Source organism: Escherichia albertii NBRC 107761 = DSM 17582, from assembly GCF_000759775.1.
Lineage (GTDB): Bacteria > Pseudomonadota > Gammaproteobacteria > Enterobacterales > Enterobacteriaceae > Escherichia > Escherichia albertii.
This window is the reverse complement of record NZ_BBMY01000120.1, coordinates 1-15,502: the sequence shown is the minus strand read 5'-3', so window position 1 is coordinate 15,502 and position 15,502 is coordinate 1. Positions and strand designations below refer to the sequence as shown.

Annotated in this window: 15 protein-coding genes; 6 read left to right on the top strand and 9 right to left on the bottom strand. The window is 51.6% G+C overall.

Annotation, left to right across the window (positions count from 1 at the left end; all coding sequences use genetic code 11):
* Positions 1–18 precede the first annotated feature (18 nt).
* Positions 19–303, top strand: coding sequence for a quaternary ammonium compound efflux SMR transporter SugE (gene sugE, locus EA14781_RS18055; protein ID WP_000729462.1), 285 nt, complete (start codon positions 19–21; stop codon positions 301–303).
* Here sugE and blc read toward each other — a convergent pair.
* The 6 genes from blc to frdA form a co-directional block, all read right to left on the bottom strand.
* Positions 300–833 (bottom strand): lipocalin Blc, encoded by a 534-nt coding sequence (blc, locus tag EA14781_RS18050; protein WP_001238390.1) that lies wholly within the window; start codon positions 831–833, stop codon positions 300–302. The two genes, sugE and blc, sit on opposite strands and share 4 nt — an antisense overlap.
* 87 nt (positions 834–920) lie before the next feature.
* Positions 921–2,063 (bottom strand): CMY2/MIR/ACT/EC family class C beta-lactamase, encoded by a 1,143-nt coding sequence (gene ampC / locus EA14781_RS18045; RefSeq protein WP_002459970.1) that lies wholly within the window; start codon positions 2,061–2,063, stop codon positions 921–923.
* 62 nt (positions 2,064–2,125) lie between these two features.
* A complete protein-coding gene (gene frdD, locus EA14781_RS18040) occupies positions 2,126–2,485 on the bottom strand; it encodes a fumarate reductase subunit FrdD (protein WP_001340693.1) in 360 nt (119 codons plus the stop codon).
* Positions 2,486–2,495: 10 nt separating this feature from the next.
* Positions 2,496–2,891 carry a fumarate reductase subunit FrdC gene (gene frdC, locus EA14781_RS18035; RefSeq protein ID WP_000208756.1) on the bottom strand — a complete coding sequence of 132 codons (396 nt, stop codon included), beginning with the start codon at positions 2,889–2,891 and terminating at the stop codon, positions 2,496–2,498.
* Positions 2,892–2,901: 10 nt separating this feature from the next.
* Entirely contained in the window at positions 2,902–3,636 is a 735-nt protein-coding gene (gene frdB, locus EA14781_RS18030; protein ID WP_000829498.1) for a fumarate reductase iron-sulfur protein, read from the bottom strand.
* Positions 3,629–5,437, bottom strand: a complete 1,809-nt coding sequence (frdA, locus tag EA14781_RS18025) for a fumarate reductase (quinol) flavoprotein subunit (protein ID WP_001192971.1) — start codon at positions 5,435–5,437, stop codon at positions 3,629–3,631. The genes frdB and frdA overlap by 8 nt, the downstream gene beginning before the upstream one ends.
* 324 nt (positions 5,438–5,761) lie before the next feature.
* On the opposite strand from frdA, the gene epmA reads away from it, so the two are divergent.
* The 4 genes from epmA to EA14781_RS18005 all read left to right on the top strand — a co-directional run bounded on the left by epmA (position 5,762) and on the right by EA14781_RS18005 (position 9,151).
* Positions 5,762–6,739, top strand: a complete 978-nt coding sequence (gene epmA, locus EA14781_RS18020; protein WP_000004778.1) for an elongation factor P--(R)-beta-lysine ligase — start codon at positions 5,762–5,764, stop codon at positions 6,737–6,739.
* 218 nt (positions 6,740–6,957) lie between these two features.
* A complete protein-coding gene (gene yjeM, locus EA14781_RS18015) occupies positions 6,958–8,460 on the top strand; it encodes a glutamate/gamma-aminobutyrate family transporter YjeM (RefSeq protein ID WP_002459969.1) in 1,503 nt (500 codons plus the stop codon).
* A gap of 62 nt (positions 8,461–8,522) precedes the next feature.
* Positions 8,523–8,840 (top strand): protein YjeN, encoded by a 318-nt coding sequence (yjeN, locus tag EA14781_RS18010; RefSeq protein WP_000340877.1) that lies wholly within the window; start codon positions 8,523–8,525, stop codon positions 8,838–8,840.
* A complete protein-coding gene (locus EA14781_RS18005; protein WP_001276186.1) occupies positions 8,837–9,151 on the top strand; it encodes a YjeO family protein in 315 nt (104 codons plus the stop codon). Before yjeN ends, EA14781_RS18005 begins: the two co-directional genes overlap by 4 nt.
* A 37-nt stretch (positions 9,152–9,188) precedes the next feature.
* Here EA14781_RS18005 and mscM read toward each other — a convergent pair whose 3' ends face one another.
* The 3 genes from mscM to rsgA all read right to left on the bottom strand — a co-directional run bounded on the left by mscM (position 9,189) and on the right by rsgA (position 14,652).
* Positions 9,189–12,512, bottom strand: a complete 3,324-nt coding sequence (mscM, locus tag EA14781_RS18000; RefSeq protein ID WP_001236789.1) for a miniconductance mechanosensitive channel MscM — start codon at positions 12,510–12,512, stop codon at positions 9,189–9,191.
* A 21-nt stretch (positions 12,513–12,533) separates the two neighbouring features.
* A complete protein-coding gene (gene asd / locus EA14781_RS17995; protein WP_000934937.1) occupies positions 12,534–13,502 on the bottom strand; it encodes an archaetidylserine decarboxylase in 969 nt (322 codons plus the stop codon).
* Positions 13,503–13,599: 97 nt separating this feature from the next.
* The gene (gene rsgA / locus EA14781_RS17990; protein ID WP_000041985.1) at positions 13,600–14,652 is read right to left on the bottom strand and encodes a small ribosomal subunit biogenesis GTPase RsgA; all 1,053 of its coding nucleotides are present in this window, start codon (positions 14,650–14,652) and stop codon (positions 13,600–13,602) included.
* Between the two features lie 94 nt (positions 14,653–14,746).
* Here rsgA and orn point away from each other — a divergent pair, with 94 nt between their 5' ends.
* On the top strand, positions 14,747–15,292 hold the full coding sequence (gene orn, locus EA14781_RS17985) for an oligoribonuclease (protein ID WP_001340699.1): 546 nt from the start codon (positions 14,747–14,749) through the stop codon (positions 15,290–15,292).
* The last annotated feature ends 210 nt before the right edge of the window (positions 15,293–15,502 follow it).

Here is a 15,502-nt window from a genome sequence, read left to right as displayed (position 1 = left end):
ATACACTAAATCAGTAAGTTGGCAGCATTACCGGCCGTTGGCCTGAAATATACTCACGGCTTTAGTCGTTTGACGCCAAGTGTTATTACCGTGACGGCGATGATCGTCAGTATGGCGCTACTTGCCTGGGCGATGAAATCACTGCCTGTAGGTACGGCTTATGCCGTCTGGACAGGGATTGGCGCGGTTGGCGCGGCTATCACCGGTATTGTGTTACTTGGCGAGTCCGCTAACCCGATGCGTCTGGCGAGTCTGGCGTTAATCGTATTGGGGATTATTGGTCTGAAACTCAGCACTCATTAACTACCGGGTTGCTGTACCCAAATAAATTTACTGACGTCAAACCCTTCCCGGGTCGCAACTGCCAGCATCTCCTGTTTAACTTTGTCAGAAATGGTTGGTGTGCGGGAGAGTATCCACAGGTAGTCGCGGTCCGGGCCGCAAACCAGCGCGTGGCGGTACTCCCGGTCAAGTGCGATGACATTATAACCGCCGTAGAATGGCCCAAAGAACGATACTTTCAAGGCTGCGCGACGCGGATTTCCGGTAAAGTACGCTTTTCCTTCACTTTGCTGCCACATCTCTCTGTCCGGGTTGTAGCCTTTATTAATGACATTCAGGCCGCCGTCATCCCGCAGGCTATACGTCGCAGTCACTTTCTCCAGCCCGCGTTCAAAGCGGTGATCAAAACGGGCAATCTCATACCAGGTACCGAGATAGCGTTTGGTATCGAAATTATTTACTACGGTCACGCCACGTGGTGGTGTGGGAGAACTACAGGCAACGACCAGAAATGCCGCTGTGGCTACGACAACGAGAGGGAGCAGACGCATAGACGTTTCCTTACTGTTTTTTTCTAAGTGTAGATGACAGCAAGGAAAAGCGGAGAAAAGGTCCGAAAATTCGGACCTGATGAAATTTTATTGTAGGGCGTTGAGGATCTGCCAGGCGGCGGCGACTCTCACAGGGTTTGGATAGTTTTTGTTAGCCAGCATCACAATACCCAGCTCTTTTTCTGGGATAAACGCGACATAGCTACCAAATCCGCCGGTCGCCCCCGTTTTATGTACCCATGATGCGCGCACTGCAGGCGCTGGGGGCGTAATCGCTTTTACGGGACGTGCCGCCAGTGCAATTTTATTGTCGCTGCCGTTAATGATGATGTCAGGATTTACCGGCCAGTCCAGCATTTCCCAGCCCAGCCCCTGATACATATCGCCAGATTGCCAGTAGCGAGATTGCGCCAGTTGGATACCTTGCTGAAGAGTTTTGTCTTTGATCTCCTGGGGATTCATATTGCTTTGCAGCCAGCGGGCCATATCTTCAATCGTCGATTTCACACCGTAAGCTTCAGCATCTAACGCCCCTGGTGAAACATGTACTGCCTTACCTTCGCGATATCCCCAGGCATAATTCTTTTCTTCCGCTGATGGCACATTAATCCACGTATGGGTGAGTTTGAGAGGCTGGAAAACACGAGTTTGCATCGCCTGTTCAAAGCTTAAACCAGACGGCTTCACAACCAGTGCGCCGAACAAACCAATACTGGAATTCGCGTACAAACGTTGTGTTCCTGGCGCCCATTCAGGCTGCCAGTTTTGATAGAAACGTAGCAGGTCCGTTGCGGATTTAACGTCATCCGGCACCTGCAATGGCAGGCCGCCAGCGGTATAGGTTGCGAGATGTAATAGTGTGATCCTATTCCACTGTTTAGCGGTAAGTTCAGGCCAGTATTTTGTGACGGGATCGCTTAGAGTGATTTCCTCTCGTGCAATAGCGTCGCCACCAAGCACGCCGGTAAATGTTTTGCTCACCGAACCTAGCTCAAATAATGTTTTCTGCGTGACGGGCCGATTTTTTTCCACGTCCGCATAGCCCCAGGTAAAGTAATAAGGCTTGCCCTGATAAATCACCGCCACAGCCATGCCAGGGATTTTTTGTTGCTCAATGAGTGGCGTCATTGTGCGATGCACAATCTCGTTGATCTGTTGTTCGCTGTGGGAGGCGGCAAGTGTGGAGTAAGATATGGCGAGCAGTAAGGCGCAGAGCGTCGTTTTGAACATAGGAGCTGTTTTCCATACAAAACGGCCCGCCAGAGGCGGGCCGGATTTACATTGACGATACGTTAGATTGTAACGATACCGACCAGCGTGACAACTGTCAGAATAGCAGCCAGACCGTAGAAAACCCATTTTCCCGCAGGCACGTGGATTTTCAGGTCATGCATCGCGTGGTGCATACGGTGTAAACCACACCACAGCGGCAGGACGATCATCAGGAACAGGAATACGCGACCAATGAAGCTCTGCGCAAACGCCAGAATGCGTTCATAGCTCAGCGCATCACCTGGGAACAGGCCCAGCGGCAACATAATGCCGACGAGCAGAACCATTACCGGTGCGATGATCGCGCCCCACATGCCGCCTGCACCGAAGAGGCCCCAGAATACCGGTTCGTCAGAACGCTTTGGATTTGGATTAATCATCTCAGGCTCCTTACCAGTACAGGGCAACAAACAGGATTACGATGGTGGCAACCACGGTTACCGCCCAGAGACCTTTGATAATCGGCTCTGGCCCCATTTTTTCGTCTTTTACAATGATATTGGCGGCTTTCGGCGCCAGTTCAAACCAGGTTTTGGTGTGCAGCAAGGCTGCCGCCAGAGTGATCAGGTTAATGATCACGATAACCGGGTTTTGTAAAAAGTCGACGAATCCCGCCCAGGCTTCCGGGCCGTTTTTCAGGGCAAACAGCCCGAAAATCAGTTCAATGCTGAACCACACAGCCGGAACTGCCGTGCCTTCGCGCAGCATGTAAAAGCGATAAAACGGCAATTTTTTCCACCAGGTGGACGTCATTGGCCGTACATACGGTTTACGTTTAGTCGTCATGTTGCACTCCTTAGCGTGGTTTCAGGGTAGCGATAAGAAAGTCTTTCGAACTTTCTACTTTGCCCTGCTGAATGGCTGCAGCCGGATCGACGTGTTTCGGGCAGACTTCGGAGCAGTAGCCCACGAAAGTACAGCTCCATACGCCGTTCTGGCTGTTTAACTGCGCCATACGCTCCTTCTTACCGTGGTCGCGGCTATCTTCGTTATAACGATGTGCCAGCGTAATGGCAGCCGGACCGATGAACTCTGGGTTCAGGCCGAACTGCGGGCATGCGGCATAGCACAGACCACAGTTGATGCAACCGGAGAACTGGTGATACTTCGCCATCTGCGCAGGAGTCTGAATGTTAGTACCCTGATCCGCAGTGCGGGAGTTGCCGATGATGTACGGTTTGATCGCTTCCAGGCTTTCGATGAAGTGAGTCATATCAACAACCAGATCGCGTTCGATCGGGAAGTTCGCTAACGCTTCAACCTTCATACCGTCGGTGTAGTCACGCAGGAAGGTTTTACATGCCAGTTTCGGCACGTTGTTAACCATCATGCCGCAGGAACCGCAAATCGCCATACGGCAGGACCAGCGGTAGCTCAGGTCCGGCGCCAGGTTGTCTTTGATATAGCCCAGCGCATCCAGCAACGAGGTGGTTGCGTCATAAGGCACTTCATAGAATGCGCTATGCGGTGCGGTATCGACTTCCGGGTTATAGCGCACCACCTCAATTTTCAGGTTCTTCATCTCAGCCATTCGCCTTCTCCTTCTTATTGGCTGCTTCCGCTTTATCGGCCGCATCCGCTTCGCCACCGTAAACGCGTTTGGCTGGCGGCAGCGTAGTAATCTTCACGTCGCTGTACTCCAGGCGGGTAGTGCCATCAGCATCGCGGAAGGCGAGGGTATGTTTGAGGAAGTTGACGTCGTCACGCTCGGTGCAACCTTCGTCCAGACGCTGGTGCGCGCCGCGGGACTCTTTACGCGCCATTGCGGAGTGCGCCATACATTCGGCAACGTTCAGACCGTGGCCCAGCTCAATGGTGTAGAGCAGGTCGGTGTTGAACACGCTGGAAGTGTCGGTGATACGTACGCGCTTGAAGCGTTCCTGTAGTTCCGCCAGCTTGTCGATGGTTTTCTGCATCAGTTCCGGCGTACGGTAGATACCGCAACCTTCTTCCATAGCGAGGCCCATTTCGTCGCGGATCTTCGCCCAGTTTTCGCCGCCATCCTGGTTAACCAGATCTTTCAGACGTTGTTCAACGGCTGCGGCTTGTGCTTCGATTGCCGCTTCGTTGCCGTTACCGGCCGTGGCGGCACGCTCCGTCGCTTGTTCACCAGCCAGGCGACCGAAGACCACCAGTTCCGCCAGTGAGTTGGAGCCCAGACGGTTTGCGCCGTGCAGACCGACAGAGGAACATTCGCCCACGGCGAACAGACCCTTAATGCGGGTTTCGCAGTTCTGATCGGTTTCGATACCGCCCATGGTGTAGTGTGCGGTCGGACGTACTGGGATCGGTTCTTTAACCGGATCGACGCCAACATACGCTTTTGCCAGTTCGCAGATAAACGGCAGACGTTCGTGCAGTTTTTTCTCACCCAGGTGACGCAGGTCGAGGTATACCACATCGCCACGCGGCGTAGAGATAGTGTTGCCTTTGCGCCACTCGTGCCAGAAGGCCTGAGAAACTTTGTCGCGTGGACCCAGTTCCATATATTTGTTTTTCGGTTCGCCCAGCGGAGTTTCTGGCCCCATGCCGTAGTCTTGCAGATAGCGGTAGCCATTTTTGTTGACCAGAATACCGCCTTCACCACGGCAACCTTCGGTCATCAGGATACCGGAACCTGGCAGACCCGTCGGGTGGTACTGAACGAATTCCATATCACGCAGTGGAACGCCATGGCTCAACGCCATACCCATGCCGTCACCGGTTACAATACCGCCGTTGGTGTTGTAGCGATAAACGCGACCCGCACCGCCGGTAGCCATAACGACCGCGTTAGCACGGATCTGTACCAGCGTGCCTTCCATCATGTTCATTGCCACCAGGCCGCGAACATGACCATCATCGACCAGAATATCCAGTACGAAGTGTTCGTCAAAACGCTGGATCTGTGGGAACTGTAGAGAGGTCTGGAACAGAGTATGAAGCATATGGAAGCCGGTCTTATCGGCGGCGAACCAGGTACGCTCGATTTTCATACCGCCGAAGCGACGTACGTTGACGCTACCATCCGGGCGACGACTCCATGGGCAGCCCCACAGTTCCAGTTGGGTCATCTCGGTTGGGCAGTGATGGACGAAATAATCCACAACATCCTGCTCACATAACCAGTCGCCACCTGCTACTGTATCGTGAAAGTGATATTCGAAGCTGTCATGATCCTGCGCGACAGCGGCAGAGCCCCCTTCTGCAGCAACGGTATGACTGCGCATCGGGTATACTTTTGAGATTAGTGCGATTTTTGCATTTGGGTTTGCCTGCGCGGCAGCAATTGCAGCACGTAATCCCGCGCCACCGGCACCTACAATGGCAAGATCGGCTTGAAAGGTTTGCACGACATTCCTCCAGATTGTTTTTATCCCACAGTCACGTACTTCAGAGTAAGTACCTGAAAGTTACGCACTGCGAACGCTATTTCACTGCTCCTTTATAGGTATAACAGTATAGTCTGATGGATAAGTCTGAAATTTGACGAGATCGATTTTTTTAGCGTGCCAGGAGGCTAAATTATCACTGAAGATGATTAATTTAATTACTAAACCATCAGTTTGCGGTTTTTTTAGTCACTCCCCATCACGCCCTGATCCTTGCGTAAAATTTGTCTCTCCGTCGCGTTGCGAGTAGACTTCGTGCCCTTGTTAAAAACTGGAGATTTCACTATGAGCGAAACGGCATCCTGGCAGCCGAGCGCATCTATTCCTAACTTGTTAAAACGCGCGGCGATTATGGCGGAAATCCGTCGCTTCTTTGCCGATCGTGGAGTGCTGGAGGTGGAGACGCCTTGTATGAGTCAGGCGACGGTAACGGATATTCATCTGGTCCCGTTTGAGACACGTTTCGTTGGCCCCGGACACTCCCAGGGGATGAATCTTTGGTTAATGACCAGCCCGGAATATCACATGAAACGCCTGCTGGTAGCAGGTTGTGGTCCCGTATTCCAGTTATGCCGCAGCTTCCGTAATGAAGAGATGGGGCGTTATCACAACCCTGAATTCACCATGCTGGAGTGGTATCGACCGCATTATGATATGTACCGGTTGATGAATGAGGTTGATGATCTTCTGCAGCAGGTGTTGGATTGTCCGGCCGCAGAAAGCCTTTCTTATCAACAAGCTTTTCTGCGTTATCTGGAAGTTGACCCGCTCTCTGCCGATAAAACACAGTTGCGGGAAGCCGCGGCGAAACTGGATTTGAGCAATGTTGCCGATACCGAAGAAGATCGCGATACGCTGCTACAACTGTTATTTACCTTTGGCGTAGAGCCAAACATAGGTAAAGAGAAACCGACCTTTGTTTATCACTTCCCTGCCAGCCAGGCATCTCTGGCGCAAATCAGTACTGAGGATCATCGGGTCGCGGAACGCTTCGAGGTTTACTATAAAGGTATTGAACTGGCGAATGGTTTCCATGAGTTGACGGATGCTCATGAACAGCAACAACGCTTCGAACAGGATAACCGTAAACGTGCGGCGCGCGGTTTACCACAACATCCTATCGACAAGAATCTGATTGATGCTCTGGAAGTGGGCATGCCCGACTGTTCCGGCGTGGCGCTGGGCGTTGACCGCCTGGTGATGTTGGCGCTGGGAGCGGAGACTCTGGCAGAAGTGATTGCCTTTAGCGTTGATCGGGCATAATTCTGAAAAATCACTGAATTAACGACACAGAATGGCGTAACTGGCGCCGTTCTGTAGCATATTTTTTCATTTTTCTGCCAAAGCCTACAATTTAAGACTGGATGTTTGTTATCATCCGGGTATCAATTCTGTATTGGTTTTTATGCTGCCCATCAATCGGTGGGTAGTACAGTTCAATTGGCACGTTTAATATACGTGCTGAAATGAAGGATGGTTTCATGCCTCACTCGGTAAAAAAGATGAGTCTGATTGGACTCATATTGATGATCTTTACTTCCGTATTTGGATTTGCCAATAGCCCATCAGCGTATTACTTAATGGGGTATAGTGCGATTCCCTTTTATATATTTTCTGCATTGTTATTCTTTATTCCATTCGCCCTAATGATGGCTGAAATGGGGGCTGCTTATCGTAAAGAAGAAGGCGGCATCTATTCCTGGATGAATAATAGCGTCGGACCGCGTTTTGCCTTTATTGGCACATTTATGTGGTTTTCCTCTTATATTATCTGGATGGTGAGTACCTCCGCTAAAGTATGGGTACCATTTTCTACCTTCCTCTACGGTAGCGATATGACTCAGCACTGGCGCATTGCCGGTCTGGAGCCAACGCAGGTAGTCGGTCTGTTGGCGATGGCCTGGATGATTCTGGTAACTGTTGTTGCCTCGAAGGGAATTAATAAAATTGCCCGAATTACCGCAGTGGGCGGTATTGCAGTAATGTGTCTTAATTTAGTATTACTGTTAGTGAGTATTATCATTTTGTTATTAAATGGTGGTCATTTCGCGCAAGATATTAATTTTATGGTATCTCCAAATCCGGGATATCAGTCTGGTCTGGCGATGTTATCGTTTGTTGTATTTGCTATTTTTGCTTACGGTGGAATTGAAGCCGTTGGTGGGCTGGTAGATAAAACAGAAAATCCAGAAAAGAACTTTGCTAAAGGGATTATTTTTGCCGCTATTGTTATTTCAATTGGTTATTCGCTGGCAATATTTTTATGGGGCGTCAGTACTAACTGGCAGCAGGTATTAAGTAACGGTTCTGTTAACCTCGGTAATATTACTTATGTGCTGATGAAGAGTCTGGGGATGTCGCTGGGTAACGCGTTGCATTTATCACCTGAAACGTCGTTGTCGCTGGGCGTATGGTTTGCGCGTATTACCGGACTTTCCATGTTCCTTGCCTACACCGGCGCGTTCTTTACGCTCTGTTATTCGCCGTTAAAAGCGATTATCCAGGGGACGCCGAAAGCGTTGTGGCCAGAGCCGATGACGCGCCTGAACGCGATGGGAATGCCATCTGTCGCCATGTGGATGCAGTGTGCTCTGGTCACTGTTTTCATTCTGTTGGTTTCATTTGGTGGGGGGACGGCCTCGGCGTTCTTTAACAAGTTGACGCTGATGGCGAACGTGTCTATGACGCTGCCTTATCTGTTCCTCGCGCTGGCTTTCCCGTTTTTTAAAGCGCGTCAGGATCTCGACAGACCGTTTGTTATTTTTAAAACGCACATGTCGGCAATGATTGCGACGGTGGTGGTCGTGCTGGTGGTGACTTTTGCGAACGTCTTCACCATCATCCAGCCGGTAGTTGAAGCCGGAGACTGGGACAGCACATTGTGGATGATTGGCGGCCCGGTCTTTTTCTCGCTGTTAGCGATGGCGATTTACCAGAACTATTGCAGCCGTATGGCGAACAAGCCTGAGCTGGCACTGGACTGATCATGTGAAATCCTGCAACTCATCGTCTCTCCGGCGATGAGTTGTCTGGTAAGGAAGACGTTATGGACGACGGTAGTCGGGATCCAGTGATAACCGAAGATGAAATCAGGGCGCTGCAATTTTCTGCACAGGACATTGCAGAAATAGAGCACGTTATCCTTTCTTTTGCCGATGCCCGCCACACCCGCAAAGTAGCGATGGTGGTCGGTAATACCATTAATATCCTCAAAGATCGCGATGGTTCGCGGTGGGGAAACCTGCCTGATATCTATTGCACTTACCTGATCAGGTGTCTGGTTTTTCGTGGGGAATTAATCGGGTATGGGGATTTGTTCCGCATGCGTTATAGCGAAATTAAACTGCCGATTGAAACATCATGAGTGCGCGTCAGTTTATTTTATGCTGCATTTGGTTCTTCGTATCTGTTCTCTGGATTCTGATACTGTCCACGCTGGACAAAGAGTGGATGATTGAGGAGAGGGGAGTTAAAAATATCTGCGATGTGTTGGAATATCTTGAAAATGACGATACCCGCGATATTGGTGTGATAATGACGTTACCGCTCTTTTTCCCCTTTCTCTGGTTCACTCTGCGGCGAAAAAAACGCGGTTGGCTTATGTATGCCACCGCGCTGACCATTTTCAGCTACTGGCTGTGGCAATTTTTCCTGCGCTATCAATTTTGTTGGTGATTGAAGCTGCCAGATTCACATCCGGCAGCTTCACGCATTACAAACTTCCCACCTGGCGCCCTTTACCTGCAGAAGTCAGCGTTCTTCCCGTTTGCTTGCCGTTCAGACTTTCCAGACGCATCTGGAAGGGCGGGAATGGCATATCGATACCGTGGGCGTGGAAGCCCGCCAGAATTAGCTGGTGGATTTCATGGCGTAGCGGCATGCGGTGGCCCATTTCGGCAGCGTAAATACGCAACTCGAAAATCTGAATCCCCTGTTGCAGATCCACCAGAAAAGCTTCCGGCGCCGGATTGTCGAGCACCAGCGAGCAGCGCCGCGCTGCCGTAAGCAGGATTTCCGTCACTTCTTTACTGTTGGCATCGGCAGGGGCCGGAATTGTCAGCACCACGCGCGTTACCGAGTCAGAGAGTGACCAGTTGATAAACTGCTCAGTAATAAACGCCTTGTTCGGCACGATAATCTCTTTACGGTCCCAGTCGCTGATAGTGGTGGCGCGAGTGTTAATTTTCGTCACGCTACCGGTGAGATCGCGGATTGTCACCGTATCGCCAATGCGAATCGGTTTTTCGAACAGGATAATCAGGCCAGAGATAAAGTTGGCGAAAATCTCCTGTAAACCAAAGCCCAGACCAACACCGAGCGCGGCGACCAGCCACTGCAATTTCGACCACTCAATGCCAATCATCGAGAAGCCAACCAGACCGCCAATCAGCATCAGCAGATATTTGGTGATGGTGGTGATGGCGTACCCCGTACCTGGTGTTAAATCCAGATGCTGCAAAATCGCCAGTTCCAGCAGGGCAGGCAGGTTGCGCACCAGTTGCGTAGTGATGATAAACACCAGAATGGCAATCAGCACTGCGCCAAGGGTAATCGGCTCCAGGCTTTCCACGCCCCGTACTGTGGAAGTGACATCCCACAGTGAAATATTTTCGAGGAAGCCGAAAGCGGAATGAATTTCCGACCACAGTACGATGACTGAAAGCAGGGCGATCAGCATCAGAATTGAACGAACCAGTCGCAAGGACTGGGCACTGATGGCATCGAGATCGACTTCACTTTCATCTACCTCAACCGCCCCTTCCGGGCTACTGTGGTGATGCGCTTCTTCTTCGCCACGCGCGCGCTGCGCCAGCATTTCTGCCCGGCGATGTTTCGCGCGATCAAATGCCAGCCTGCGCCGCTGGATTAACATCCATCGGCGGATAACGTAGTAAATCACCAACAGCAGGAACCAGATGGCAACTGAGGTTTCCAGTCTCGCTAATAGCGCCTGCGCTGTTGCCAGGTAACCGACCACGGATGCCAGAATGGCAACCAGCGGCGCGCCAATCATCATGTTCCATAACATATGGTTGGCAATATTGTCCCCGCTGCCTTCTTTATTGAGGTACAGCGGGATCCCGGCCTTTTTCAGACTGAGAGTAACAACCGCCAGCGCACCACAGATGAGGATGAAGCAGAGTCGTCCCAGCGAACCGGAAAACTCACGGTCGTTGAGATTATCGAACATCATCAACGCCATAATCAGCGGTACGATAAGCCCAATGCTCATCAGGTAGTAGCGCATCCCACGAGAAACCCGTTCGCGCGGCCAACCAAAATGGGCGATAAACAAGCCGTTAGGCCGGGCAAAGGCAGCGCAAATCATCACCACCCATAGCAGCGGCACGGTGGCCGTTACGCCATCGCCAATCGCTACCGCTAACGGATAAGGCCACGCCTCGCGCAGCCCGTAACCCAACGTCATCCACAGCACCGGCAGCGGTGAAGCAACGAGTATCGACCAGAAAAGCGTCCGTAACGTCAGCCAGAAGTGATCCTGAGTCACTTTGCCGACTTTTGCGGCCGAACGTTCGAGAAAACGAGTGAAATAGCGGCGTGAGTAAATACTGCAACCGACCAGAATCAACGCGCCAAACAGAGGCAAAAGCGTCTCTTTGCTGGTTAGCATCATGATGCTGGCTTTGCCCAACTGACTGAAGGTGTCCAGTGAGATCAGACGACGCAGATCCTGAGCGATCTCCAGCGGCCAGGCGATGGTCATTGGACGCACGTCAGAGGTCCAGAACAGATAGCGGTGTGTCGCTTCGTTCACCTCTTTCAGTGCATCCTCCAGTTGCCCGTTGGAAACTTTCAGCTTAGTCAGTTCGAGCAGTAGCGTGTCGCCGCCCTGCAACAATGAATTCAGCAATTCACGCTGAGTACGCAGTTGGGCTTCGAGAATGCGATTTTGCTCGGCGGTCAGCGGCTGGCCGTCGGACTGATGGATTTGTCGTAGTTGTGGCTGTTTGTTTAGCAGATCCTCATAGCGCAACCGTTGCACGCGTAACTGGACCATTTCGGTATCCAGTTGTTGCGGTTTGGGCATTTCCGGCAAGCGCGCTACCTGTGCCCGTAACGCTTCGCCGAGCAGGTTTGATGACCCCAGCCATTGTGACTGTTCACGCAGCGTATTCAGTGCCTGCCTGACCTGTAACGTCTGGCTGGCAGCCTGGCGCTGTTGCGAAGCCACTAAATCCATTCGCTGTGCCTGCTGATTCAGCGCTGCCGATAGTTCACGGTTAATTTTGAACTGTGCGACGATATCTTTCGGCAAATCGGCGCTGCTTTCCGCCAGTTGCTCGGTGCTTTCCAGCGCCCGTTCCGCCTCCAGTTGGCGCTGGCTGTTTAACTGGTTGCGTAATGTCTGCAAATACGCATCGAGTTGTTGACTCTCTTTGTCTGCCAGTTCTGAGCGTAAACGTGCTAATTCCTGGCGATTATTAGCAGAAAGTTGTGCCAGTTCGAGCTCATCGACCAATGATTTCAAACGCGCGGAGTCTGCCTGCAAAGCGAAATTTTGCGCCTGATTAAGCGGAGTATTTCCGGTGAGCGCACCCAGCCGACGCTCGACTTCGTTCAACTGACGGCGAGTGTCAGTTTGCTGCTGCGGCAGTTGGTTAAGCGAATCTGCAATTTCACGGGCGCGTTCTTGTTCCTGCTGGGCCTGGCGACTTTTATCCAGCAACTGGCTACTGATCTGGAGAATTTCCTGATTTAGCGCGTCGGTGGACATCCCCGACGGCGCACTGCGCGGCTCGTCATGCATATTGTTTAATTGCGCGCGTAGAGCAGCAGAGAGCTTCGGATAATTATCAATAACGTCTTGATATTGTTTGATGCGCTCAAGGGAACCTTTTCGTTCCTCAAGCGCATTTAAGGCGGACTGGAGCGCCTCTACGACTTCCGGCTGTGCGGGTTTCGCCGCTTTCGCCTGCTCCAGTTCTTGCGAGATTTGTTTACTATCGGGGGCCGTCGCAGCGTACGCCCCCCAACTGAGGCACCAGGCCATCAGAAAAGTGATAATCAGGCGCACGTCAGCGTTTCCTTTGATGAATTAGACCTGGTCTTTTTTGTCGTCAACCAATGAGCTGGCGTCGTGTTCTGCCGGGCTCTCTTCAGCAGGAAGAGAGGACGGTTCAGCTTCTGGCGCAACAAAGGTTTCGGTAGATACTGCCAGCGGCTGGCCAATTTTCGTGACCGACAGGCTTTCCAGTTGCTCTACCAGATTCACTTTACCCGGTGCAAACAGGTTGATCACGGTAGAACCGAGTTTAAAGCGCCCCATTTCCTGGCCTTTCAGCAGCGCCACAGAACCGTCGTTTTCCCCGGCAGGCCAGCTCCAGCGTTTGATGATGCCTTCGCGTGGCGGCGTAATGGTGCCCGCCCAGACGGTTTCAATGCTGCCAACAATGGTTGCACCGACCAGAATCTGCGCCATCGGACCAAATTCGGTATCGAACAGGCAGATCACGCGCTCATTACGGGCAAACAAATTCGGCACGTTCTGGGCGGTGAGATGGTTCACAGAGAAGAGATCGCCCGGTACGTAGATCATCTCACGCAGAATGCCGTTACATGGCATATGTACGCGGTGGTAGTCACGCGGGGAGAGGTAAGTGGTCACAAACGTACCGTTGCGGAAGAGATCCGCCATCAGGTAGTTACCTGCCAGCAGGGCTTCAAGGCTGTAGTTATGGCCTTTGGCTTGCAGGATTTTATCTTCTTCGATTTTACCTAACTGGCTGATAACGCCATCGGCAGGCATGACCAGAACATTCGGATCGGTATTAATTGGGCGTACTTCGTCACGCAGCGGACGGACAAAGAATTCGTTAAACGTGCGATAGCTGGCGGTATCCGGCTTCTGCGCCTCTTTCATGTCGACCTTGTAGTATTTAACGAACAGATCGATAACCAGTTTTGTCAGCCATCCTGCCCGCTTGCTTGCGCCCCAACCCGCCAGGCGAGTAAGCCATAGTTTCGGCAGAATGTACTGTAGCGAAAGTTTAAATGAATTTAACAAGGTAGCCTCCAGGCCATTGTTTTGTCGTTCCTGATCCGGCGTAGAGGCCGGATCCTGAAAAAAAGGGGGACGATTCTAACGACGGTTAGCTTAATTGTCAGTCGTCCGTAGCAGAAAAGTTTTTACGCGTTTTTACCTGCGCCATGCTTTCCAGAATACGGTGATAGTTTTCGAAACGAGTTTCCGCGATTTTCCCTTCCTCAACCGCTTCACGGATAGCGCAACCCGGATCGGTATCGTGCTTGCAATCGCGATATTTGCACAAGCCTAAGTAGTCGTGGAATTCGACAAAACCCTGAGTGACTTGTTCCGCTCCCAGGTGCCAGAGGCCAAATTCACGCACTCCGGGTGAGTCGATCACGTCGCCGCCGTGCGGGAAATGATACAACCGTGCGGCAGTCGTAGTGTGCTGACCGAGACCGGAAACGTCAGACACATCATTGGTCAGAATCTCTTTTTGCAGCCCCAGCAGCGCATTCAGCAGGCTGGATTTGCCGACGCCAGACTGCCCGGCAAAGATGCTGATGCGCCCGGTCAACGCCTCTTCCAGCGGTTTCAGCCCATCCTGAGTATGGCTGGAAACCATCAATACGCGATAACCAATATTGCGGTAGATATCCATCTGCTCGTTAACGAACGCCATCCCTTCATCGTCCAGCAGATCGATTTTGTTGAGCACAATAATCGGCTCAATCTGCAAGGTTTCGCAAGCCACCAGGTAACGGTCGATAATATTGAGCGACAGCTCCGGCAAAATAGCGGAGACAATGACGATCTGGTCGATATTGGCGGCAATAGGTTTTACGCCGTCGTAGAAATCCGGGCGCGTCAATACCGAAGTACGCTCATGTACCGCCTCCACGATCCCTTTGACATTTACGCCTTCCGCCGCCGGTTTACCTGGGCGCCAGACCACGCGATCGCCGGTTACCAGCGAACGGATGGTTCGGCGAATATTGCAGCGGTGAACCTCGCCATCGGCAGATTCCACATCAGCGTGCATGCCAAAGCGACTGATGACGATGCCTTCATCGGGCTCGCCAAACAAATTGTCGTCGTAGTCGGGCTTCTCCTTAGACGTTTTTAGACGACGCTGGTGATTAGCGTTCACACGGCGCTGCTGGCCTTTGGAGAGTTTATTTTTACTCAATCGTACTGACTCCTGGTCGCCCCTGATGGGCAAAACATCTATGATACACGCAATTGTGGATCAATATAGTCACTGTGAATGGGTGGAAAATAGCATGAGTGCCAATGAAAACAACCTGATTTGGATCGATCTTGAGATGACCGGTCTGGATCCCGAGCGCGATCGCATAATTGAGATTGCCACGTTGGTGACCGATGCCAACCTGAATATTCTGGCAGAGGGGCCGACTATTGCAGTACATCAGTCTGATGAACAACTGGCGTTGATGGATGACTGGAACGTACGCACCCATACCGCCAGCGGGCTGGTGGAGCGCGTGAAAGCGAGCACCATGGGCGATCGGGAAGCTGAACTGGCGACGCTCGAATTTTTAAAACAGTGGGTGCCTGCGGGAAAATCACCTATCTGCGGTAACAGCATCGGCCAGGATCGTCGCTTCCTGTTTAAATACATGCCGGAGCTGGAAGCCTATTTCCACTACCGTTATCTTGATGTCAGCACGCTGAAAGAGCTGGCGCGTCGCTGGAAGCCGGAAATTCTTGCTGGTTTTACCAAGCAGGGGACGCATCAGGCGATGGATGATATCCGTGAGTCGGTGGCAGAACTGGCTTACTATCGCGAGCATTTTATCAAGCTGTAAAATTTTTCCTGGTCACATAACCGCCGGAATTCTCTTGCGGCGGCGTGGTTTTGACGCTAAATTGAACGTCTTGCTGATAATTTCAGCATTTGAGATAAAAACTCAAAAAAAATTTTTTAGGGGGGTTGCAGAGGGAAAGAATTCTCGTATAATGCGCCTCCCGTAACGACGCAGAAATGCGAAATTACGAAAGCAAAAATTAAGTAGTAC